Origin of the sequence: Xanthomonas sp. BRIP62409 (genome assembly GCF_003992965.1) — a bacterium.
Classification (GTDB): domain Bacteria; phylum Pseudomonadota; class Gammaproteobacteria; order Xanthomonadales; family Xanthomonadaceae; genus Xanthomonas; species Xanthomonas euroxanthea.
This window is the reverse complement of sequence record NZ_QEZJ01000023.1, coordinates 105105-128011: the sequence shown is the minus strand read 5'-3', so window position 1 is coordinate 128011 and position 22907 is coordinate 105105. Positions and strand designations below refer to the sequence as shown.

15 protein-coding genes and 1 pseudogene are annotated in these 22907 nt (G+C 66.2%); 14 read left to right on the top strand and 2 right to left on the bottom strand.

Translation table 11 applies throughout. From position 1 onward, the window contains the following. Nucleotides 1-295: 295 nt before the first annotated feature. The 6 genes and pseudogenes from EO170_RS14725 (at nucleotide 296) to pbpC (ending at nucleotide 13341) form a co-directional block, all read left to right on the top strand. Nucleotides 296-5197, top strand: coding sequence for an alpha-2-macroglobulin (locus EO170_RS14725; protein ID WP_206514021.1), 4902 nt, complete (start codon nucleotides 296-298; stop codon nucleotides 5195-5197). Nucleotides 5198-5349: 152 nt separating this feature from the next. Continuing rightward, a pseudogene (locus tag EO170_RS21825) lies at nucleotides 5350-5466 on the top strand (transposase); the annotation flags it as partial. 208 nt (nucleotides 5467-5674) lie between these two features. Continuing rightward, nucleotides 5675-8797 (top strand): TonB-dependent receptor, encoded by a 3123-nt coding sequence (locus tag EO170_RS14720; RefSeq protein WP_126945999.1) that lies wholly within the window; start codon nucleotides 5675-5677, stop codon nucleotides 8795-8797. A gap of 156 nt (nucleotides 8798-8953) precedes the next feature. After that, entirely contained in the window at nucleotides 8954-9901 is a 948-nt protein-coding gene (locus tag EO170_RS14715) for a glycerophosphodiester phosphodiesterase family protein (protein WP_164741053.1), read from the top strand. Between the two features lie 131 nt (nucleotides 9902-10032). Beyond that, nucleotides 10033-10809, top strand: a complete 777-nt coding sequence (locus tag EO170_RS14710) for a CPBP family glutamic-type intramembrane protease (RefSeq protein ID WP_180969771.1) — start codon at nucleotides 10033-10035, stop codon at nucleotides 10807-10809. A 111-nt stretch (nucleotides 10810-10920) separates the two neighbouring features. Then, complete coding sequence (pbpC, locus tag EO170_RS14705) at nucleotides 10921-13341, top strand: penicillin-binding protein 1C (RefSeq protein ID WP_126945996.1); 2421 nt, start codon at nucleotides 10921-10923, stop codon at nucleotides 13339-13341. 265 nt (nucleotides 13342-13606) lie between these two features. Here pbpC and EO170_RS14700 read toward each other — a convergent pair whose 3' ends face one another. Together EO170_RS14700 and EO170_RS14695 are read right to left on the bottom strand one after the other, a co-directional pair. Continuing rightward, nucleotides 13607-14167: a ferritin-like domain-containing protein gene (locus tag EO170_RS14700; RefSeq protein ID WP_024938597.1), complete on the bottom strand. Its 561-nt coding sequence runs from the start codon at nucleotides 14165-14167 to the stop codon at nucleotides 13607-13609. A 43-nt stretch (nucleotides 14168-14210) separates the two neighbouring features. Beyond that, nucleotides 14211-14693, bottom strand: a complete 483-nt coding sequence (locus EO170_RS14695; RefSeq protein ID WP_016903926.1) for a peroxiredoxin — start codon at nucleotides 14691-14693, stop codon at nucleotides 14211-14213. A 161-nt stretch (nucleotides 14694-14854) separates the two neighbouring features. Between EO170_RS14695 and EO170_RS14690 the strand changes: the two genes are divergently transcribed. The 8 genes from EO170_RS14690 (at nucleotide 14855) to EO170_RS14655 (ending at nucleotide 22819) form a co-directional block, all read left to right on the top strand. After that, the gene (locus tag EO170_RS14690) at nucleotides 14855-15331 is read left to right on the top strand and encodes an Hsp20/alpha crystallin family protein (RefSeq protein WP_016903925.1); all 477 of its coding nucleotides are present in this window, start codon (nucleotides 14855-14857) and stop codon (nucleotides 15329-15331) included. A gap of 140 nt (nucleotides 15332-15471) precedes the next feature. Next, nucleotides 15472-16368: a DnaJ C-terminal domain-containing protein gene (locus EO170_RS14685; protein ID WP_054590856.1), complete on the top strand. Its 897-nt coding sequence runs from the start codon at nucleotides 15472-15474 to the stop codon at nucleotides 16366-16368. Nucleotides 16369-16896: 528 nt separating this feature from the next. Continuing rightward, the gene (pilH, locus tag EO170_RS14680; RefSeq protein ID WP_115676308.1) at nucleotides 16897-17283 is read left to right on the top strand and encodes a twitching motility response regulator PilH; all 387 of its coding nucleotides are present in this window, start codon (nucleotides 16897-16899) and stop codon (nucleotides 17281-17283) included. 587 nt (nucleotides 17284-17870) lie between these two features. After that, entirely contained in the window at nucleotides 17871-19010 is a 1140-nt protein-coding gene (gene hflK, locus EO170_RS14675; protein WP_115676309.1) for an FtsH protease activity modulator HflK, read from the top strand. Beyond that, nucleotides 19010-19873 carry a protease modulator HflC gene (locus EO170_RS14670; RefSeq protein ID WP_039523939.1) on the top strand — a complete coding sequence of 288 codons (864 nt, stop codon included), beginning with the start codon at nucleotides 19010-19012 and terminating at the stop codon, nucleotides 19871-19873. Before hflK ends, EO170_RS14670 begins: the two co-directional genes overlap by 1 nt. A gap of 431 nt (nucleotides 19874-20304) precedes the next feature. Continuing rightward, complete coding sequence (locus tag EO170_RS14665; RefSeq protein ID WP_126945993.1) at nucleotides 20305-20769, top strand: transposase; 465 nt, start codon at nucleotides 20305-20307, stop codon at nucleotides 20767-20769. Nucleotides 20770-20923: 154 nt separating this feature from the next. Then, nucleotides 20924-21109 carry a DUF2065 family protein gene (locus tag EO170_RS14660; RefSeq protein ID WP_039407247.1) on the top strand — a complete coding sequence of 62 codons (186 nt, stop codon included), beginning with the start codon at nucleotides 20924-20926 and terminating at the stop codon, nucleotides 21107-21109. Nucleotides 21110-21526: 417 nt separating this feature from the next. Further along, nucleotides 21527-22819 (top strand): adenylosuccinate synthase, encoded by a 1293-nt coding sequence (locus EO170_RS14655; protein WP_024938603.1) that lies wholly within the window; start codon nucleotides 21527-21529, stop codon nucleotides 22817-22819. Nucleotides 22820-22907: the final 88 nt, after the last annotated feature.

The following is a 22907-nucleotide window of genomic DNA, read 5'->3' as shown; positions in this document are numbered from 1 at the left end:
ATGTCGCGTAAGAGCCTACATGGACGTACTTGCGGCGTGTCCTGCGATGGTGGGCGGGCAAGGGCCCCGCAGCCAAGCCGCAACTCAGCGGCCTGCCATGGACCGGTGTCAAACCATTGCGCTCACCACTGGTCGGGCGCGCCGGTGCCATCGCAGCCCTGGCCCGATGGCGCGTCATCGCCGCCCATCGGCAAGTCCTTGCGTCGCCCCATGCCGCCATCGGTGAAGTGAACGGCATCGCTATACTTGCGTCCTCAGTCATGGGGTAGTGCGAATGGATAGCCGGGAATCAGGGATGACGTGGTCGGGTACGCGGCGCATGTTGCTGTGGGTGGTCTTGCTGGGCGTGGCGATCGGCGCGGTGGCGTGCAAGCGCAACGAAAGCGGCCAGCTGCCTGCCGCCAGTGGCGAGGCGATCAAGGCCGACAAGCAGGCCATCACCGGTTTTGCGCTGGCGCGCGCCTATCCCGACCAGACCAGCGACGGCCTGTCGCTGGCGCTGGAATTCTCGCGGCCGTTGGTGGGCACGCAGGACTTCGATGCGCTGGTGCGTTTCGAGGAAAAGGTCGGCACCGGCGACAGCAGCTGGACGCTGTCCGACGACGGCAAGACGCTGCGCTACCCGTACGTGGAAGCGGCCAAGGACTACACCGTGCTGGTCGACGCCAACCTGCTGGCCGCCGATGGCAGCCGCCTGGGCAAGCCGCTCAAGCAGAAGGTCTACACCGGCGCGCTCAAGCCAGTGGCCGGGTTCGCTTCGCAAGGCAGCGTGCTGCCGGCACGCGAGAGCCGCGGTCTGCCGGTGGTGTCGGTCAATGTACCGGAAGTGGACGTGGAGTTCCTGCGCGTGCGCGAGAAGTCGCTGCCCGCGTTCTTCCAGCAGTTTCAGCGCGGCGGTCGTCGCGGCAGCTGGGAATTGGAGAGCGAATATAACGACAAGCAGCCGTTGTCCAGGCTGGCCGAGCCGGTGTACGTCAATCGTTTCATCCTGGGCGGCAAGCAGAACGAGCGCGTGCTGACCTACCTGCCGACGCAGGACATCAAGGAGCTGCAGGAGCCGGGCCTGTACTTTGCGGTGATGAAGCGCGCCGGCAGCTTCGAGAACGAACAGGAGACGGCGTTCTTCACCGTCAGCGACATCGGCCTGCATACGCGCGCCTACAAGGACAAGCTGTTCGTGCACACCGCCTCGCTGCAGAGCGGCGAGCCGATCAAGAACGTGGAAGTGCGCGTCCTCGATGCCAAGGGCGAGCTGTTCCTCAAGGGCGCCACCGACGGCAACGGCAATGCGCTGCTCAACTACACGCTCGATGCCGGCCACGTGCTGGTGGCGCGCAGCAAGACCGATATCTCGGTGCTGCCGTTCAACCAGCCGGCGCTGGACCTGAGCGAATTTGCGGTGGCCGGGCGCGAGAGTGCCTGGTTCGACGTCTTCGCCTGGGCCGGCCGCGACCTGTATCGCCCCGGCGAGACCATGCGCGTGTCGGCGATCCTGCGCGACAACGACGGCAAGCCTACCAAGCCGCAGCCGGTGTTCCTGCGCCTCAAGCAGCCGGACGGCAAGACCTTCCGCGAGACCAAGCTGCAGCCGGGCGAGCAGGGCTATTTCGAGTTCAGCCAGCAGATTCCGGCCGATGCGCCGACCGGTCGCTGGCAGGTGGAATTCCGCACCGATCCGGCCAGCAAGGACGCCGTGCAGGGCATGACCGTGCGCGTGGAAGAGTTCCTGCCCGAGCGCATGAAGCTGGATCTGGACAGCACCCAAAAGACCCTGAGCGCCGGCCAGCCGTTCACGCTGGTCGCCAATGCCGCGTACCTGTATGGCGCGCCGGCCGATGGCAACCGTTTCACCGCCAAGCTTGCGGTCAGCGTCGAGCAGCATCCGCTCGAGTCCTTGCCGGGCTGGTTCTTCGGCGACCCCACGCTGGAGCTGCCGCGCGACGCCAAGGACGTGATCGACACCGAGTTCGGCAGCGATGGCGTGTTGCGCGAAGACATCGCGCTGCCTGCCGAAGCCAAGCCGGTCAGCACGATTGCGGCGGTGGTCTCGGGCAGTGTGTACGAGACCGGCGGGCGTACCGTCACCCGCAGCGTCAAGCGCGTGCTGTGGCCGGCCAAGGCGCTGGTCGGCGTGCGCCCCCTGTTCGACGACAAGGACGGCACCGATGCCAACGGCACCGCGCGCTTCGAAATCACCCGCGTGGATGCCGATGGCAAGCCGCAACCGGCCAAGGGCCTGAAGGCCACGTTGGTGCGCGAGCTGCGCGACTACCACTGGAACTACACCGACGACCATTGGGATTACGACTTCACCCGCCGCTTCGAGAACAAGGACACGCGCACGCTCGACATCGCCGGCGGCAACGCCAAGCTCGAGGTCCCGGTGGAGTGGGGCGAGTACCGCTTGGACGTGTTCGACCCGGCCACCGGGCTGACCACGCGCTACCCGTTCCGCGCCGGCTGGAGCTGGAACGACGAAAACCGCGGCCTGGACGCGCGCCCGGACAAGGTCAAGCTGGCGCTGGACAAGACCGGCTACCGCGCCGGCGACACGCTCACCGTCACGTTGACCCCGCCGCATGCCGGCAAGGGCGTGCTGCTGGTGGAAAGCGACAAGCTGCTGTACGTGCAGGACATCGACGTCAAGCCGGGCAGCAGCTTCGAAATTCCGGTGACCGACGCGTGGGAACGCCACGATGTCTACGTCACCGCGTTGGTGTTCCGCGGCGGCAGTGCGCCGAGCAAGATCACCCCGGCGCGTGCGGTGGGCGTGGCGTATGTGCCGATGGATCGCAAGGCGCGACGCGTTGCGGTGGGCCTGGCTGCGCCCAAGCAGATGCGCCCCGAGCAGGCGTTGCCGGTGACGGTGAGCGTGCCGGAGCTGGCCGGCAAGGCGGCGCACGTGACCATCTCGGCGGTGGACGTGGGCATCCTCAACATCACCCGCTTCCCGGTGCCCGATGCCAACGCGCAGTTCTTCGCGCAGCGTCGTCTGGGCACCGATGCCTACGACATCTACGGCCGCGTGATCGAGAGCTTCGAAGGCGCCAGCGGCAAGCTCAAGTTCGGCGGCGACATGGCGCTGGAAGCCTTGCCGCAGGCCAAGCGCCCGACCGCGCGCGTGCAGACCGTGGACCTGTTCTCCGGCTCGGTGAAGCTCGATGCCAAGGGCAATGCGCGCGTGCAACTGCCGGTACCGGATTTCAACGGCACGCTGCGGGTGTCGGCGTTGGTGTATTCGGATACGCGGTTCGGCAACCACGCGTTGGAAACCGTGGTGCGCGCCCCGATCCTGGCCGAGGCCAGCATGCCGCGTGTGATGGCACCGGGCGACCGCAGCACGGTGACGCTGGATGTGCAGAACTTCACCGGCAAGCCGGGCGAGTTCAATGTGCGCGTGGACGGGATCGGCCCGCTGGCCATCGCCGAGGCGGCGCGCAGCGTCAAGCTTGGTGTGGATGCCAAGCAGACGCTGAGCTTCCCGCTGAGCGCCACCGAAGGCTATAGCGTGGCCAAGGTGCGCGTGCGTGTGGACGGCAACGGCTTCAAGGCCGACCGCAGTTACGACCTGCCGGTGCGTGCCGGCTGGCCGCAGGTGTTGCGTGCGCAGACGCGCGTGCTCGATCCGCTGGCGCCGATCACCCTGGACAGCGGCTTTGCCGATGGCCTGATGGCCGGCTCGGTGACCGCGCGCATGGTGGTCAGCCCGCTGCCGCCGATTCCGTTCGCCAGCGCCCTGCAGGGGGCGTTGGACTATCCGTATGGCTGCGCCGAGCAGACCACCAGCAAGGGCTATGCCGCACTCTTGCTCGACGATGCCACCGCCAGGGCGCTGGGCACCAAGGGGCTGGAGGCGGGCAAGCGCCGCGAGCGCATGGAAGGCGCATTCGGTCGCCTGGCCTCGATGCAGATCGCCAGCGGGCATTTTTCGATGTGGGGCGACGACGGTTACGTCAATCCGGGCCTGACCCCTTACATCGCCGAGTTCCTGCTCGACGCCAAGGACGCCGGTTTTGCGGTGCCCGACAACGTGCTGCAGAAGGCGCTCAATCGGCTCAGCGAGGACCTGCTGTCCGGTGGCAACGAGTTCTACGGGCAGGACCGCCGCGATAGCCTGAAGTTCGCCAACCAGGCCTGGTCTGGCTATGTGCTGGCACGCGTCAACCGCGCGCCGCTGGGCACGCTGCGCGCGTTGTACGACAACCAGCGCGACAAGGCGCTGACCGGCTTGTCGCTGGTGCATCTGGGCGCGGCGTTGTCGCTGCAGGGCGACACCAAGCGTGGGCAGGCGGCGATCAAGGCGGGTTTTGCCAAGGACAGCAGCGAGCGCCCGCCGTACTTCGCCGATTACGGCAGCGCGATTCGCGACGATGCCTTGATGATGGCGTTGCTGCACGAGCGTGGCTTGTCCAAGCCCGAGTACGACACCCGCGCAGTGGCATTGGGCCGCGCGCTGGATGCACGCCGCGCCACCGGCTGGCTGTGGCTGAGTACGCAGGAGCAGGTGGCGCTGGCGCGCTTGGGCAAGGCCTTGATGGTCGGGCAGGGCAAGCAGGTGTCCGGCACCTTGACTGTTGGCGGCCAGACGCAGGAGATTGCGCCGGCACGCCTGTTCGGGCGCAGTTTCGACAGCGCCGCCCTGGCGCGCGGCGTGCAGTTCGCACCGCAGGGCGAGGCACCGATGTACGCCAGCCTGGAAGTGGCCGGCATCCCGCGCAGCGCACCGGAGCCGGACACGCGCAACCTCAGCGTGGAGCGCAGCTGGTACACCACCGATGGCAAACCCTGGACCCCACGTGCATTGAAGGAAGGCGAAGCGCTGATCGTGCGCGTCACCATCACCGCCAACAGCGACATGCCGGACGCGCTACTGACCGACCTGTTGCCGGCCGGCCTGGAGATCGAGAACTTCAATCTCGGCGATGCCAAGCAGTGGGCCGATGTGGTGGTGGACGGCATCGGCATCAGCGAGCGTTCCAGCGCCGCCGACGTCAAGCACGAAGAGTTCCGCGACGACCGCTATGTGGCCGCGCTGGCGCTGTCCTCGGGCAGCAAGGCACAGCTGTATTACCTGGTGCGCGCAGTCACCCCGGGCACCTACACGGTGCCGCCATCGTTGGTGGAAGACATGTACCGGCCCGAGCTGCGCGGCGTGGGGCGCAGCACGCCAGCGACGATGACGGTGGTGCAGCCGTAGGACAACAAGGTAGGAGCGCGCTCGCGCGCGATGGGACGTTACCGGTAACGCCCCATCGCGCGCGAGCGCGCTCCTACGTCAGCGCTTCTTCGCTTACGGCGGCATCGCTGCGCACTGTCTTTTCGATGAGATGTAAGCGACACGCAAGGATCGTTGGGAAAGACGATCTGCGCCTCGCGGCTCGTTACCTTATCGCCAACCCGCTACGCGCCGGACTGGTCGAGCGGGTCGGCGATTATCCATTCTGGGATGCAATCTGGCTGCCGTAGAAGCGCGCTTGCGCGCGATCGGGCATCACCGGGAAAGCCCCATCGCGCGCAAGCGCGCTCCTACGCCAGCGCTTCTTCGCTTACGGCGACATCGCTGCGCACTGTCTTTTCGATGCGATGTAAGCGACATGCAGGGGTCATTTTTGCTGGCTACGGTGGCGTGCTTTCTCACAGGCGCGGCATTCCCGCTGCGCGATCTCGGGATTCCATGCAGCGCTCCGATTCGTACCGTTTGCACTTGTCCGTTCTCGCCGTTGCCATTGCGGCGTGTTCGCCAGCTCCGCAGGCATGCGCCCACGAGTGGGCGGCTATTGCAGCCGGTGACTTCGCTCAAACGTCTGCTGCGGCCATGACCGCGACCGCGGGCGCATCAGCGAGCGCAGCTACAACTACAGATACAGCTACAGCTACAGCTACAGCTCATAATGACGAGGCATCCACGCCCGGGGCTGAAGTTGCGACTGCAAGGCAACGTTCTCCATTGCCAGCAGATGCATCCGCTGATTCCATAGACCCTGCATCCCCTGCATCGTCCACGTCGCCTGCATCGCCCACCTTGCCTGCATCCGCACAAGGCGAGGCATCCACTAGCGACGTATCGGTCACCAACAAAGCCGGCGTGCAGACCCTTGATGCCATGCAGGTCACCGGCGTGCGCCGTGCCAATGCCGCTGCGGTGGAAAGCAAGCGCGCGGCGACCAATATCACCGATGTGATCAGCGCCACCGATGTGCGCGCCTTGCCCGACAGCACCATCGTCGAAGCGCTGCGCCGCGTGCCCGGTCTGTCGGTATTGCCGGCCACCGACAACGAGCATCCGCGCGACGAGGCCGCCACCCCGGTCTTGCGCGGCCTGGGCCCGTCCTACAACAACGTCACCATCGATGGGCTGACCATTGCATCGCCCGGCACGCCGAACGGCACGCTCGGCTCGATCACCCGCGGCGTGCGTCTGGACCTGCTGCCGGCGTCGATGGTCAGCGAATTGCAGGTGGTCAAGACCTTCACGCCCGACCTGGACCCCAACGCAACGGGCGGGGCGATCAACCTCAAGACACGCAGCGCGTTCGAAAACGGCGGCAAGCCCTTCTTCAGTGCCGAAGCGGCGCTCGGCCACGCCAACGATGTCGGCAAGCCGCGCGACCAGGACGACCCCGGCTACCGCCTGAACGCCACCGGCAGCCGCACCTTCGGCAGCGAGCAGCAGTACGGGGTCACCCTGTCGGCCAACTACCAGACGCTGAGCAGCTATACCGAAACCCATATGACCACCGACACGGTGCATTACGGGTTCTACGACAACAACGGCGTGCTGCAGACCGGCGCCAATCTCGGCAATGGCTGGGCGGTGCCGCAGCAGGACAAGTACTGGTACGTGCAGAACCAGCGCGACCGCTATGGCGTCACCGGCAAGTTCGAAGTGCATCCCAGTGCCGCGCTGGAAGCCTATGCAACGGCCGGCTACTACTATTTCAAGGACAACATGGAGCGCAACGAGGTCATCATCGACCCGCGCAACCGTGGCCAGGTGTTCAATCAGACTGCCAGCTCCGGCAGCTATCCCGGCGGCGATATCGAGGTGGGTTACTCGAACCAGATCGTCACCACACGCACCAAAGTCGCGCAGCTGGGCACGATCTGGCGGCCCACCGATCGGCAACAGTTCTCCGCGCGCGGCGCGTGGTCGGATGCGACCTACGACGAGCCGATCCGCATGATCAAGTACGCCACCGGCATCACCCGCGCCGCACCGGTACAGGTGGGCCAGACCGGCAGCGGTGTGACCATCAATGCCACGCCCAATTACGCATTCAACTACGACACCTCCGGCTTCGATCAGCGCTTCGGCGTGTCGCCGCAGGCCTACAACGATCTGGGCAACTACAGCCTGTCGTACTGGCGCCCGGACTACAAACGCACTGCCGCCGATCGCATCCTCACCGGCCGGCTGGATTACGGTTTCAACCAGGGCGAGAGCGATCAGGGGATCGGCTTTGCCGCAGGCGTGTCGTACACCACCGACAAACCGTCCTACGACATCTATCGCGTCGAATATCAGCCCAATACCAGTGCGCCGGCGTTTGGCCTGGCCGATGTGGCGGGCACCGGCCGGGCACCGATGCGCTACGCCGGCCTGAACCTGATCACCATCGATCCTGACAAGGCCAATCGTGCGCTGGCTGCAACGCCGCTGAGCGCGTTCAACAGCACCGACCAGCAGGCCTTCAGCAATCAGGACAACTTCACACATACCGAAAAGACCTTCGGCAGCTATGGCCTGGTCAGCTATCGCAGCGAGCGTTTCAATGTGCAGGGCGGCCTGCATTTCGACAGCACCAGGCTCGATACGGTCGGCCGCCAGCGGCAGCTGGATGCCGCGACCAACCGCTATGTGTATGTCGATAACCCGACCAGTGCCGATTACCACTATCTGCTGCCCTCGGCCATCATGACCTACCACCTGACAGATGCATTGGACCTGCGCGCCGGCGCAAGCCGTACGCTCGGCCGCCCGCCATACGATGCGTACGCGGCGCGCACCTCGATCGGCTTCGTCAACACGGCCGATGCCGGCAACCCGAATGCGCAAGGCGTCACCGTCACCATCGGCAACCCGGACATCAAACCGCGCGTGTCCAATAACCTGGATCTGTCGCTGGAATGGCGCCTGCCTGGCGACTTCGATGCGTTCGCGTCCACGGCCGTGTTCAATAAGCGCATCCAGGACGAGATCTTTACGCTGTCGCGCACCGACAGCTTCACGTTCGACGGCACCACCTACGCCAACGCGCTGATCAGCACGCCGGCCAATGCCGCCAAGGCGCGTATCCGCGGGGTGGAGTTCAACGGCATCGTCAACACCCTGGCGCCGATCGCGCCGTGGCTGAGTGGGGTCGGTTTCAGTGCGAATTTTGCGGTGCTCGATGGCAGCCTGGATGTGCCCTACAGCGTTGGCAGCGGCAGCAATATGAGCCAGCGCGAGCGCAAGCTCGACAACCTGGTCGGGCAGCCCGACTACACCGCCAATGCCACGCTGTTCTACAACAGCGGCGGACTGGAGCTGCGCGCGGCCTACAATCGTCAGGGCAAGGCCTTGCGTGCCATCGTCAGCAATATCGACTGGCAGGACCTGTATTGGTCGCCGCGTTCGCAGCTGGATTTCACCGCGACCTATGCGATCAGCAAACAGCTCAGCCTGATCGGCCAGGTCAGCAACCTCACCCACAGCCGCATCACCAGCGTGACCGGCCCCGGGCAGAACCTGCTCAAGGACAGTTATTCGGTACCCACGACGTACTGGTTCGGCTTGCGTTTTACGCCAACGTTCTAGGCGCGGCGAAGCTGGCATTGCGAGCAGAGCTCAGGCAAGTGCGCGCGGTGCGTGGAAATCAAGATGTGCACCTGGCAGAGGCCATGCCGTGTGCCGACCGCGCTCACCTGACGGTAGCGCAGTGGTTCTGTTAATCCCTTCAAGCGGAGTTGTTCGATGAGCTTACGTACTGCCGCCACCGTCGCCGCCATGCTGTGGGCGGTACTGGCTACCCATGCGAGCGCGGCGCCCACCGGCGTGGCTGCAATCCAGGCCCGGCTGACCAATCCTGACGGCGGCATCGTGGTGGTGGCCCATCGCGGTTGCCATGCGCCGGCACCGGAACATGGTTTCAAGGACAGCGCACCGGAGAACTCGCTGGCCGCGCTGGAGCGCTGCATCGCCATCGGTGCCGACGTGATGGAGACCGATGTGCGCCGCGCCGCCGACGGCACCCTGGTGATGCTGCACGACGCCACCGTGGACCGCGCCACGGACGGCACCGGCAAGCTGTCCGAGCTGACCTTGGCCGATCTGCAAAAATTGCGGCTGCGCAGCGACGAAGGTGGCGCGCAGGCACCGCTGACCGATCAACGCGTGGTCACGCTCGAGCAGATGCTGGCCAGGTCCAAGGGCCACATCCTGCTCAATCTGGACGTCAAGGATGCGATCTACGTGCAGGTGGTCGATGCGGTTGCCCGTGCCGGCATGCAGCACCAGGTGATCGTCAAGGCCGAAGCCGGCATCGCCACGCCGCCCCTAGCGGCGATGCTGCCGTTCGACAAGGTGTATTTCTTCCCGATCCTGATCAACGCCCATGGCACTGCCGACCTGGCCGCGATCGCCACTGCGCAGACACGCAACGCGCATCCGGTCGCGTTCGAGCTGCCCAAGATGTCGGCAGCGCAATTGCCGGCATTGGTTGCAGTGAGCAAGGCACACAAGGTGCGGCTGATGGTCAACTCGCTGTGGGAAGGCTTCATCGCCGGCTACGGCGGCGACGCCGATGCCGAGCGCGATCCCGACAAGGTGTGGGGCCGCCTGTACCGCGAAGGCGTGTCGATCATCCAGACCGATGCGCCAGAAGCCTTGCTGCGCTATCGCGCGTCGCTGGAGCAGCGGTGAGCGTCGCGTTGCATCATCGCATGCAGCTGGCCTGCGACGGGAGCGGATGTCGCCGCGCAATGTGATCCGTGGAACTGCGGCGGTGGTGTTGCCGTTATAGTCAGCGTTCGTTTGCACGCAAGGGCGTCTGCATGCCGCTCGATACATCCCTGCGCCGACTCACGCCGCATGTCGTCTGGTTGTTGGTGCTGCTGGTCGCGCTGCAGGTGCGTGATGTGGCCAAGGCCCTTGGTTTTCCAATCCCGAAAATTCCGGTGCCTTACGGCGGTGGGATTCTCGACAATCTGCTCAGCGTAGTGGTCGTGCTCGTCGCAGCGGCGTTGCTGCGTCCTGGCATGCCAGGCGAGCTCGCGGCGCGTCTGGGGTTGCGTTGGAACGGCTTACGCGGCCCGGCGCTGACGTTGCTGGCCACACTGCCGTGTTGGCTGGGGCTGTGGACGCAGTCCAGCTCGGTCGGCACCGACGATCTGCTTGGCCTGCTCTGGTTGGCGCTGCTGTTTCCGCTAGCGGAAGAAATCGTGTTTCGCGGTTTCGGCTTCGTCTTTGCCTGCCGTGCGCTGGGCTGGCGTCCGGCAATCGCCGCGCTGGTGCAGGCGGTTGTGTTTGGCGGTGTGCATTGGCTCGGGGCCGGCGGTGGAGGTGGCGAGGCGTTGCTGATCTTCGCCATTACCGGTATCGGTGCGCTGCTGTTTGCCATCGTGGACGCGCAGGATGGCTACACGATCTGGAGCGGCTGGGTGTTGCATGTCTCGCTCAACGCGGCCTGGACGGTCTTTGCGGTCTCCGATTCGGCGGCCAGCGGCTGGCTCGGCATTGCGTTGCGCCTGTCTGCGGTATTCCTGGCGATGGGGTTACTGCGGCTGTTCGTAAGGCCGCGTCGCTCGCCGCACGCGGACGTGGTGGGCTAGCGCAGCTGTCGTCGCGCAAGCAGGAGCGTCCAGTCACGTTGATCGCTCAACGCCGCAGCTTGCCGCGCGCGATGGTGGCCGAAATGCGTTTTGCCCTGCATCCTTGGCAGGATGGATGAGCAGCAGCACGCGCAGGCAAGGATCGACCAGACGCAGGAACGCGTCGCTGGCAAGGATGGTGTTGCTCGGCGTGGCCGGCGCTGGTTGACGGGGCTACGCTGGAGCGCCGTGGCCCTGTTGTCTGCGGTGTTGCTGCTGGACCTGGCCTTCCCACTGCCACTGCCCAGATCACGGGACACCTCCACGCTGGTGGTGGCACGCGATGGCACCCCGCTGCGCGCGTTCGCCGACCGCAACGGGGTGTGGCGTTATCCGGCCAGCCCGCAGAGTGTGTCGCCGCTGTACCTGCAGGCATTGCTGAACTACGAGGACCGCTGGTTCTGGCGCCATCCCGGAGTCAACCCGTGGGGCCTGTTGCGTGCCGGCGGGCAATGGATCGGGCAGGGGCACATCGTCTCCGGCGGTTCGACCTTGACCATGCAGGTGGCGCGCATCCTCGACCCGCATACGCGCACGCCGTGGGGCAAGGCCAAGCAGCTGCTGCGCGCGCTGCAGCTGGAAGCGCACCTGAGCAAGCGCGAGATTCTGACGCTGTATCTGGAGCGCGCGCCCTATGGCGGCACCATCGAAGGCGTGGAAGCGGCCAGCTGGGCGTACCTGGGCAAGCCGGCCAAGGCCTTGTCGCAGGCCGAAGCTGCGTTGCTGGCGGTGTTGCCGCAATCGCCCAGCCGCCTGCGCCCGGATCGCCATCCCGAAGCAGCGCAACGCGCGCGCGACAAGGTGCTCGATCGCATGGTGGAGCTGGGCGTGTGGTCGCGCGCGCAGGTGGACGATGCGCGGATCGAGCCGGTGGTGACGCGCTCGCTCAAACCGCCCTTGCATGCGGCGCTGCTCGCGCAGCGGTTGCACAGCGCGCAACCGCGCGCGGCACGCATCGTGACCACGCTGGATGTGGAGCTGCAGCGCACCCTGGAAGAACGCGTCACCACATACTTTTCGCAGCTGCCCGAGCGCACCTCTGCGGCATTGCTGGTGGTGGACAACACCACCATGGAAGCGCGCGCGTATGTGGGCTCGGCCAGCTTCGGCGATCGCAAACGGCTGGGGCATGTGGACATGGTGCAGGCCTGGCGCTCTCCCGGTTCCACGCTCAAGCCGTTCCTGTACGGCATGGCGTTGGACGATGGGTTGATCCACTCCGAAAGCCTGTTGGTGGATGCGCCGCAGAGTTTTGGCAGCTACCGGCCCGGCAATTTCGATGCGGCCTTCAATGGGCCGGTGAGCGCGGCAACGGCGTTGCGGTTGTCGCTGAACGTGCCGGCGGTGGACCTGCTCGACCGGATCGGCTCGGCGCGGTTTGCTGCGCGGCTGTCCAATGCCGGGATCGAGCTGCGCTTTGCGCACGGCAGCGTGCCCAATCTGGCGTTGATCCTGGGTGGCACAGGCGCGCAATTGCAGGAACTGGTCGGTGCATTTGCGGCGCTCAATCGTGGCGGTATCGCCGGGCGCGTGCGCTATACGCCGGACGATCCGCGCATCGAGCGCCGGCTGATGTCGCCGGGTGCGGCCTGGATCGTGCGCGAGATCCTGCAAAGTAATCCGCGCCCCGGGTACGGCAGCGGCACCTTCGACACCGCCACGCGCCCGGGCGTGGCCTGGAAGACCGGCACCAGCTACGGCTACCGCGATGCCTGGGCGATCGGCGGCACGCGTCGCTACACGGTCGGGGTGTGGGTGGGGCGTCCGGACGGTACGCCGCTGCCGGGCCAGTACGGCGCCGTCACCGCACTGCCGCTGATGTTCGAAGTCATCGATGCCTTGCCGCGCAGCGCCGGCGATAGCGCGCCGGTGCCGATGCCAGCCACCGTGCAGGCGCTGGACATCTGCTGGCCGCTCGGCGGCGCCGCCGATCAGACACCACCGGCGCAATGCGCACGCCGCGCCGACGCCTACGTGCTCGATGGCGCAGTGCCGCCCACCTTTGCCGAGCGCGATGCGCGGCTATGGCAAAGCGGGCAGCTGCATTTCGATGTGGATGCGCGCAGTGGCCAGCGGCTGTCGCAGGAATGCAGCCAGGCGCATGAGCGCGTGCCGCATGCAGTGGCGCGCTGGCCGGCATTGGTCTCGCCCTGGCTCAGCGCCGCCGAGCGCAATGCTGCGCAACTGCCGCCACTTGCGGCGGACTGTCTGCCCCATGGGCGCATGACCGGTGGCGGCGTGCTGCGTATCGACGGGCTGAGCGATCGCGCCACGCTGGCGCGTGCCAACGCCACCTCGCGTCCGGTACGCCTGCAATTACGTGCCCTGGGCAGCGACGCGCGCATCGACTGGTTGCTGGATGGCCGCTGGATCGCGCAGACCAACGGACGCCAGGGATTTCAGCGCGAATTCGCCGAGGTCGGCACGCATACGCTCACCGCAATGGCCAGCGATGGTGCATGGACGCAGCTGCGCTTTCGCGTATTGCGCTGACCGCGCACGTGCTGCTCCCGACAGTGCAAACACCCGTAGGAGCGCACCCGGGCGCGATGGGGCGTTACCGGGAATGCCACGTCGCGCCCGGGTGCGCTCCTACCGCCGCAGGCAACCACACAGCATCCTGCGGCATAGAAAACAGACAGGGCGCTCGAGGCGCCCTGTTTGCTTAAATCATCGAGTCGATTTCAACTTTCAACATCACGGTGAATGTCGATACCGATCATCGCTCGCAACGCATCGCTGCATTGCAATACTCAGCTCACTCGCCGATCCAGCCTTCCAGCAGGTCGGCGAACTCGTCGGCATGCTCTTCTTCCTGGGCCAGGATGTCTTCCAGGATGCGCTTGGTGGTGGTGTCCTTGTCGCCGATGAAATCGATCATCTCGCGGTAGCTGTCGATGGCGATGCGCTCGGCGATCAGGTTTTCCTTGACCATGTCGCGCAGGTCGCTGCCTTCCTTGTATTCGGCATGCGAGCGCTTGGTCAGCGTGTCCGGGTTGAGGTCCGGTTCGCCGCCCAGCTGCACGATGCGCTCGGCGAGCCTGTGCGCGTGCGCTTGTTCCTGCTGCGCATGCTCCAGGAACTCGCCCTTGACCGCGTCGGCAAGCATGCCCTTGGCCATGAAATAGTGGCGGTAATACCGCAGGGTGCACACGTATTCGGTGGCCAGTGCGGTGTTGAGCAGCTCGATCACCGCCTCGCGGTCGGCGTGGTAGCTCTCGGTGATGGCACCGTCTTCGATGCTCTGGCGTGCGCGGCTGCGCAAGGTGGCGGTATCAGTGATGCCGTCGGGGAGTTGCTTGGCTGGCTGGTTAGACATGGCTGGCCGGTTTCCTTCTGAGTGGTTGGGGGGAATCAATGCATCAATCGGGCAGGTGCTGCAGTACGTAATCGGCGGCGGACACCTTGAATTCGCCGGGTTCTTCGACGAACAAGGCCTTGACCACGGCGTCGTCGGCATACAGTGCGTAGCGGCGCGAGCGCAGGCCCATGCCCGAGCCGCTGGCGTCGATCTCCAGGCCCAGTGCGCGGGCCAGTTCGGCGTTGCCGTCGGGCAGCAGGTGCAGGCCGTCTGGGATCAGCTGGCTGCGGCCCCAGGCCTGCATCACGAACGGGTCGTTGACCGCGGTGCACAGCACCTCGATGCCGCGTTTGCGGAATGCGTCGAAGTGCTCCACATAGCCCGGCAGGTGCTTGGCCGAGCAGGTCGGGGTAAAGGCGCCCGGCACCGCGAACAGCAGCACCTTGCGGCCGGCGAACAGGCTGTGGGTATCGACCGCCTCGATGCCCTCGCGCAGGCGCTTGAGCACGACTTCGGGAATGCGGTCACCAACGTGGATGGTCATGGGGCGGGCTCCTGCGGCTGAACGAAGTCTAGAAAGGGGCGAGGGAAAAGCGCGTCAACGCGCTTGAAATCCGCAGCGGCACGCCTATCTGACGCACATGGCCGGCGCAACGGCGCACGCCGCGGCAGCCGGCCCCTCACCCAACCTTTTGGAGGCTCGCAATGAACATCGTTCGTTATCCACAGTGGCCCACCCATGCGCTGCAAAACGAGATCAAGCACGTGTTCGACCGTTTCTTCGAGCAGAACGGCGACACCGACGAATCGGCGGTGGTGACCGCGCAGTGGGTGCCGCGCGTGGACATCAAGGAAGAGGCCAACCACTTCGTGCTGTATGCCGACCTGCCGGGCATCGACCCCGGCCAGATCGAGGTGCAGATGGACAAGGGCATACTGTCGATCAAGGGCGAGCGCAAGGGCGAGTCCAGCACCGAGACCGAGCGCTTCTCGCGCATCGAGCGCCGCTACGGCAGCTTCCACCGCCGCTTCGCGCTGCCCGACAGTGCCGACCCCGACGGCATCACCGCGACCGGGCACAACGGTGTGCTGGAAATCCGCATCCCCAAGCGCCCGGCGGCCACCCCGCGCCGTATCCAGGTCGGCAACGGCCAGGACCCAGCCGGCAATACGGTGCAGTAAGGCAGCAAAACCTGGAGCGGAGCGGCATGCTTCGCTTCCCGGCGGCAACCGCACCGTAGAATAGGTGCGGTTGCCCGCCCGGCTGCGATATGACTGGCTCGTGGCCTCGGCTGCGGGCCGTTTTTTTCAGAGGTGATTAGATGGAATTCAAGGATTACTACGCAACGCTGGGCGTGGAGCCCAGCGCAGGCGATGCGGAGATCAAGACCGCCTACCGCCGGCTGGCGCGCAAGTACCACCCCGACGTCAGCAAGGAGGCCGGCGCCGAAGACAAGTTCAAGGCGATCAACGAAGCCTACGAGGCGCTGCGCGACCCGGCCAAGCGCAAGGCCTACGACCAGCTCAAGGCGCAGGGCTTCCGCCCGGGCGACGAGTTCCAGGCCCCGCCCAGCTACGGTGGTGGGCAGGGTTACGACTACGAGGAAGTGTTCGGCAACGGCGGCGCCGGTGGCGGCTTCAGCGATTTCTTCGAAAGCCTGTTCGCCGGCCAGCGCGGCGGCCGTCCGCGTGGTCCGGGCGCCGGCCCTGGTGCAGGCGCGGGTCCGCAGGCGCGCGGCGACACCCGCGCCAAGCTGGCGGTGCCGTTGGAAGCGGTGTATGCGGGCGACAGCGTACGCATCACCATCAACGGCAAGCAGCTGGATGTGCGCGTGCCCAAGGGCGTGCAGCCAGGCCAGGTGATCCGCCTGAGCGGGCAGGGCAACGGCGGCGGCAACCTGCTGCTGGAGATCGAATACGCCGCGCACCCGCAGTTCGAGGTGGACGGGCGCAACATCCTGTACACCCTGCAGGTCATGCCCTGGCAGGCGGCACTGGGCACCACCATCAGCGTGCCGACCCTGGGCGGGTCGGTGGAGTTGAAGGTGCCGGCCGACTCGGACGCCGGGCGCAAGCTGCGCCTGCGCGGCCGCGGCCTGCCGGGCACCACGCCGGGCGACCAGATCGTGGAGCTGGAAATCCTGGCCCCGGCCCCCACCGACGATGCGCAGAAAAAGGCCTACCGCAACCTGGCCAAGGCGTTCGGCGAATCGGTGTAGGCCGCGAGGGGGCGACGCGGGGATGAGGTGAGGGTTCGGCAGGCAGGTTGTGCGCCAGTGAACGTCGATCTGCGCGGTTGAATCGCCGCCGTCCCTCATCCGGCGCTATGCGCCACCTTCTCTTGATGGGAGAAGGGAGCAATCGCCCTCTTTGTGGAGGGATTGGGGTGGGGGTTCGGCGGGCGAGTAGTGCGCCGGTGAACGTCGATCTGCGGCGTTGGATCTCCGCCGTCCCCTCATCTGGCGCTGTACGCCCTCCTCTCCCGATGGGAGAAGGGACCCGTCGTCCCCCCTCGTATCGATGAGGGATTGAGGGCAGGGCAGCATGCACGTAATACGTCGGCGAGCGGCTTTCTGCGACGTTGTTGCATCCAGCTGCGTCTTGTCCAACGTAGTACGCATCGGCTGGGCAATCGCGCCGCGCCACTGGATCACGCCTCGTAACGGCATCGCCGGGCGTACCGTCTGGCCCAGCTACCGCAAGCGCGGCCGGCGCACTACACTCGCCGCGCACACTAGGGGAAGCACATGGCACGCATTCTGATCGTCGACGACTCGCCGTCGCAGCTGCTGGGGATTCAGCGCATCGTCGAGAAGCTGGGGCACGAGACCATCACTGCAACCGATGGTGCCGCCGGCGTGGAAGCGGCCAAGTCTTCGCTGCCGGATCTGGTGCTGATGGATGTGGTGATGCCCAACCTCAACGGTTTCCAGGCCACCCGCACGCTCAAGCGCGAGCCGACCACCCAGCACATCCCGGTGATCCTGGTGACCACCAAGGACCAGGACACCGATCGCATGTGGGGCATGCGCCAGGGCGCACGCGCCTACATCACCAAGCCGTTCTCCGAAGACGAGTTGCTGGAAGTGATGGAGCGCGTGTTCAACCAGAAAGACGAACCGCCGATGGCGTGAGTGCGGCGACGAGGGTGGGAGCAGGGTTGGCGGAGGCGTTCCGGACTGCGTTGTGCCAGCGCAGCATCGCCCCAGCCGCATGCCCCTCAGCGCTGATGCCAACGTCAGCCGCGCCGCCAGTGCCGTTTGGACACCGATGCTCGCCTGCCATCGGCGGCATCCTGCGCCGCAACCCGGGGTCGGCAAAGCGCAGCGATTGCTTGGCCTGACCGCGACCCTGGGCTATCCAGCCAGGTCAGACGCCGGATCGGTCGACTGACAATGGCCACGCGTCAGCGAGCAGCACGATGTCGTCGGCGTCATCGTGCAGCGCATCGCAGGCCGGGTCCGCGTCCAGTCTCGGCGTGATCCCCATTGGCCAACTCCAGAACGCGCGCCCGGTGCTTGCCCCCAGATCGCGCTGACACCGTGTCCTTCCCCGTCTGCGAACCCGGCCATCGGCTCGATCCACCCCAGCGGCTAAACCGGGACGCACCAATTGGGGCCTTTCAAAACGGTCGGTCTGCCCCATCTAGTAGAATCAGCGAATCAACAACACGGCGGCACTGCGGGACTGGCCCGCACAGCCCCTCGATCATGGAGCGTGCATGGCCTGGAACACACCCGGCAACAAGGGCGGAGACGGCCCGGACCCCAACCGTCGCAGGTCCTGGGGCCCGCGTGGTGGTGGCAACGGTGGTGGCTGGGGCAATCTGCCCGCCCCGTTGAAAGAGCTGTTCGATGGTGGCGTGGGGCGCTGGATCCTGGTCGCGGTGGTGCTGATGGTGCTGTTCTCCAGCTTCCAGCTCATCGGCGAACAGCAGCGCGGCGTGGTGCTGCGCTTCGGCCAGTTCTCGCGCATCCTGCAGCCCGGCCCGAACTTCAAGCTGCCCTGGCCGGTCGAGTCGGTGCGCAAGGTCAACGCCACCGAGATCAAGACCTTCAGCAACCAGGTGCCGGTGCTGACCCGCGACGAGAACATCGTCAACGTCTCGCTCAACGTGCAGTACCAGATCAGCGACCCGCGCAAGTACCTGTTCGGTTCGCGCAATGCCGATCTGGTGCTGGAGCAGGCCGCGCAAAGCGCCGTGCGTGAGCAGGTCGGCCGTTCCGACCTCAATACCGTGCTCAACAACCGTGGCCCGCTGGCCATTGCCTCCAAGGATCGCCTGCAGGCGGCACTGGACGCCTACAACACCGGCCTGGCCGTCACCGGCGTGACCCTGCCCGACGCCCGCCCGCCGGAAGAAGTGAAGCCGGCCTTCGACGAGGTCAACGGTGCCCAGCAGGTGCGCGAGCGCCTGATCAACGAAGCCCAGGCCTACGCCGCCAAGGTGGTGCCCGAGGCACGCGGCCAGGGTGCGCGCACCCGCACCGGCGCCGAAGGCTACAAGCAGGCGGTGATCTCCAAGGCCGAAGGCGACGCCGATCGCTTCACGCTGTTGCAGGAGCAATACGCCAACGCGCCCGAGGTCACGCGCAAGCGCCTGTGGCTGGAAACCGTGCAGAAGGTGCTGTCGGAGAACCGCAAGGTGATCGGCAGCGATGGCCGCCAGGTCATCTACGTGCCGTTGCCGGCCGACGCAGGCAAGTCCGCCAGCAACAGCGGCACTACGGGCAACAGCGGCATGCCGTCGATGGTGCCGCAGGATGTGCTGTTGAATCCGCCGCAAACCAGTGGCGGCAGCGAGGGCATCCGCAATCCGGAGCGCGGCCCGCGCCCGACCGGCCGTGAGGGAACCGAATAATGAAGAATTCGCTAGTCATCGGCCTGATCGTCGCCGTGTTGCTGACCCTGATGGGCTCGGTGTTCGTGGTGCGCGAGGACCAGACCGCCATGGTGCTCAACCTGGGCCGTGTGGTGCGTGCCGACCTCAAGCCCGGCCTGCACTTCAAGATCCCGGTGGTGGAATCGGTGCGCGTGTTCGATCGCCGCTTCCAGGTGCTGGACACCGCGCCGGCGCGCTACTTCACCGCCGAGCAGAAAGACGTCAGCGTGGACTTCTTCGCCATCGGCTACATCTCCGACGTGCGGGCGTTCTACCGCGCCACCGGTGGCGAGGAGTCGGTCGCCAATTCGCGCCTGGCCCCGATCATCACCGACTCGCTGCGCAACCAGATCAACTCGCGCACCCTGCAGCAGCTGGTCTCCGGCGACCGCAGCGAATTGATCGCCAACCAGCTCAAGGGCATCAACGGCGCCATCAAGGGCTTAGGGATGCAGATCACCGACCTGCGCATCAAGCAGATCGACCTGCCGACCGACAGCCAGGTGATCACCGACGTCTACGAGCGCATGCGCGCCCAGCGCAAGCAGGAAGCCAGCAAGCTGCGTGCCGAAGGCGAAGAGCAGGCCCTGACCATCCGCGCCCAGGCCGACCGCGAGTCCACCGTGATCGTGGCCGACGCCGAGCGCGATGCGCAGAAGCTGCGCGGCGAAGGCGATGCCGACGCCGCCCGCATCTACGGCCAGGCCGGTGCCAAGGATCCGTCGTTCTACGCGTTCTATCGCAGCCTGGAGGCGTACCGCGGCTCCATGACCGACGGCAACGGCGTGGTGGTGCTGGACAAGAACGACCCGTTCCTGCAATACCTCAAGAGCGATCGTTGATCGCTGGCTGATCGCCATGCCTTGAAACGACAACGCCCGCCGAACGCGGGCGTTGGCGTATGTGCCTATCACTGCCGGGCAGACAGACGCGCGCCCAACCGTAGGAGCGCACCCGGGCGCGACTGCTTTACCGGGAATGCCCGTCGCGCCCAGGTGCGCTCCTACGCGTGGCGCGTGTGGGCCGATGGATCGGGCCGATGGCGTTTCGTGGGCTGCGATGGTGGTGGGTATGTCCGGAGTCCGCAGTTGCCTGGCGCGCCTTCCCCGTCGGGTTGGCCAGACTCGACCCGGTAGGAGCGCACCCGGGCGCGACGGGCCTTGCCGGCCGACCCCGCTGATTGACTCTGACAGTCAGCCGCCACATGGATCCCTAGCGCAGAACGCGGCAACCGCCGATATCTCGCGTGGTCCAAGGCCGTCAGCATCGCGCCATGGCCAACATCGACACTCCCGGGCATCGCGCGCTGCGCCGTGGCAGGCAGTCTTCGCCCAACAGCGCTTACCTGCTGACCACCACGACATGGCAGCGTCGCCCTGTGTTCGCAGATGTTCTGCTGGCCGCAGCGGCCTGCCGCGCGTTCACCGCGGCAACGCCCTCCGACGCCAGGCTGTTGGCCTGGGTATTGATGCCGGATCATGTGCATTGGTTGTTGCAGCTTGGAAGCACCACCGGGTTGGCCAACGCGGTCTCACGCATGAAAGCGTGTGCAGCGCGCGCAGTGAACGATCAGCGCCAGCATCACGCACCGGTCTGGAGTCGCAGCTACCACCACCACGCGTTGCGCAAGGACGAGGACCTGCACGCAGCCGCGCGCTACCTAATTGCCAATCCCCTCCGTGCCGGGCTGGTCAGACGCGTGCGCGATTACCCGTTCTGGGACGCAATCTGGCTTTGAGAGGTGACCAAACTCCGGCATCCTCGTAGGAGCGCACCCGGGCGCGACTGCTTTACCGGCAATGCCCGTCGCGCCCGGGTGCGCTCCTACGGTGGGGCGTGGCGGGGTGCCGAACCGGGCACACTGCAGCTCCCACGTTGTCCTGGTGTTGCTGATGCACGAGTTCCTGTCCGCGTTATGCCTGATCGCCGTCATCGAAGGCCTGCTGCTGTTCGCCGCGCCCGCCGCCTGGAAGCGGATGGTCGAGCAGCTGTTCAGCCTGCCAACGGCCCAACTGCGTGCCATCGGCGGTGTGACCCTGGTGCTGGGCGCGATCGCGCTGTGGATCGTGCGTCACTGAGTGGGTGGTCCATTCCCACCGCAACGGGCAGCGTAGGAGCGCACCGGGGCGCGACAGGCGTTACCGGTGAAGCAGTCGCGCCCGGGTGCGCTCCTACGACCCGCGATGGGGGCTTGGGATTGCGAGGGACCGGCAGGGCCCGGAGCACCGCGCAACCGATGGCCAGCGGCAATCCGACCAGCCCCCCGATCCGCCGTTCGCCAGGGGTAGTGCACGTCACCGGAAACCCGGATAATGCACAAAAGCCGGCCGGGCACGCTCACACAGGGCACCTCGTTCGGCTTTTTCCGTGTCAGGGCTTTACGCGCCGCTGCAAGGCTCCCCGATGGAGCCGCGCGCCAGGCGACGCCGCCAGCCGTGAACCGGTCCCATCCCGCGGCCCCGATGGCCGCAGCAAAACTCAGGAGTTCACCCGTCATGGGTCAGTCAGTTGTCGTGCTCGGTGCCCAGTGGGGCGATGAAGGCAAAGGCAAGATCGTCGATCTGCTCACCGAAGAGATCGGTGCGGTGGTCCGCTTCCAGGGTGGCCATAACGCCGGCCATACGCTCGTCATCAATGGCAAGAAGACCGTCTTGCACCTGATTCCGTCCGGCATCCTGCGCGACGACGCGCTGTGCCTGATCGGCAACGGCGTAGTGATCTCCCCGGCCGCGCTGATCAAGGAGATCAGCGAGCTTGAAGGCGCCGGCGTGGAAGTGCGCTCGCGCCTAAAGATCTCTCCGGCTGCGCCGCTGATCATGCCGTACCACATCGCCCTGGACCAGGCGCGCGAGAAGGCCGCCGGCGGCAAGGCCATCGGCACCACCGGCCGCGGCATCGGCCCGGCGTACGAGGACAAGGTGGCCCGTCGCGGTATCCGCATCGCCGACCTGCACTACCCGCCGCAGCTGGAAGAACTTCTGCGCACCGCGCTGGACTACCACAACTTCGTGCTGACCAAGTACCTGGGCGTGGAAGCGGTGGACTTCCAGAAGACCTTCGACGAGGCACTGGCCTTCGGCGACTACGTGCAGCCGATGAAGTCGGACGTGGCCGGCATCCTGCACGACCTGCGCAAGCAGGGCAAACGCGTGCTGTTCGAAGGCGCGCAGGGCGCGCTGCTGGACATCGACCACGGCACCTATCCGTACGTCACCAGCTCCAACACCACCGTCGGCGGCGCACTGGCCGGTACCGGCGTGGGCGCTGACGCCATCGACTACGTGCTGGGCATCGCCAAGGCCTACGCTACGCGTGTGGGCGGCGGCCCGTTCCCGACCGAGCTGGACGACGAAGTGGGCCAGGGCATCCGCGACCGCGGCGCCGAGTACGGCGCCTCCACCGGCCGCCCGCGTCGCTGCGGCTGGATGGACATCGTCGCGCTCAAGCGTGCGGTGGCCATCAACGGCATCTCCGGCCTGTGCATCACCAAGCTCGACGTGCTCGACGGCATGGAAAAGCTCAAGGTCTGCATCGCCTACGAATACCGCGGCAAGCGCACCGAATACGCCCCGCTGGACGCGCAGGGCTGGGAAGAGTGCACCCCGGTGTACCTGGAGTTCCCGGGCTGGACCGAGAACACCCATGGCATCACTGAGTGGGACAAGCTGCCGGTGGCCGCACGTGCCTACCTGCGCGCGCTGGAAGAACTGGCCGGCTGCCCGATCAGCATCGTCTCCACCGGCCCGGATCGCGACCACACGATGGTGCTGCAGGACCCGTTCGCCTGATCGGCTGACGCCTATCGCGGCATCGTCCAACGGCCCGGCTTGTCCGGGCCGTTGGCGTTTGAGGATTACTGAGATTTGGCATGACTTT

Excerpts from the sequence above, each read along its gene's own strand:
- pbpC (WP_126945996.1), top strand. The coding sequence starts at position 10,921 with ATGGATGAGCAGCAGCACGCGCAGGCAAGGATCGACCAGACGCAGGAA.
- EO170_RS14685 (WP_054590856.1), top strand. The coding sequence starts at position 15,472 with ATGGAATTCAAGGATTACTACGCAACGCTGGGCGTGGAGCCCAGCGCA.
- EO170_RS14660 (WP_039407247.1), top strand. The coding sequence starts at position 20,924 with ATGCACGAGTTCCTGTCCGCGTTATGCCTGATCGCCGTCATCGAAGGC.
- EO170_RS14725 (WP_206514021.1), top strand. The coding sequence starts at position 296 with ATGACGTGGTCGGGTACGCGGCGCATGTTGCTGTGGGTGGTCTTGCTG.
- EO170_RS14695 (WP_016903926.1), bottom strand. The coding sequence starts at position 14,693 with ATGACCATCCACGTTGGTGACCGCATTCCCGAAGTCGTGCTCAAGCGC.
- EO170_RS14665 (WP_126945993.1), top strand. The coding sequence starts at position 20,305 with ATGGCCAACATCGACACTCCCGGGCATCGCGCGCTGCGCCGTGGCAGG.
- EO170_RS14670 (WP_039523939.1), top strand. The coding sequence starts at position 19,010 with ATGAAGAATTCGCTAGTCATCGGCCTGATCGTCGCCGTGTTGCTGACC.
- EO170_RS14655 (WP_024938603.1), top strand. The coding sequence starts at position 21,527 with ATGGGTCAGTCAGTTGTCGTGCTCGGTGCCCAGTGGGGCGATGAAGGC.
- pilH (WP_115676308.1), top strand. The coding sequence starts at position 16,897 with ATGGCACGCATTCTGATCGTCGACGACTCGCCGTCGCAGCTGCTGGGG.
- EO170_RS14690 (WP_016903925.1), top strand. The coding sequence starts at position 14,855 with ATGAACATCGTTCGTTATCCACAGTGGCCCACCCATGCGCTGCAAAAC.
- EO170_RS14720 (WP_126945999.1), top strand. The coding sequence starts at position 5,675 with ATGCAGCGCTCCGATTCGTACCGTTTGCACTTGTCCGTTCTCGCCGTT.
- EO170_RS14715 (WP_164741053.1), top strand. The coding sequence starts at position 8,954 with ATGAGCTTACGTACTGCCGCCACCGTCGCCGCCATGCTGTGGGCGGTA.
- EO170_RS14710 (WP_180969771.1), top strand. The coding sequence starts at position 10,033 with ATGCCGCTCGATACATCCCTGCGCCGACTCACGCCGCATGTCGTCTGG.
- EO170_RS14700 (WP_024938597.1), bottom strand. The coding sequence starts at position 14,167 with ATGTCTAACCAGCCAGCCAAGCAACTCCCCGACGGCATCACTGATACC.
- hflK (WP_115676309.1), top strand. The coding sequence starts at position 17,871 with ATGGCCTGGAACACACCCGGCAACAAGGGCGGAGACGGCCCGGACCCC.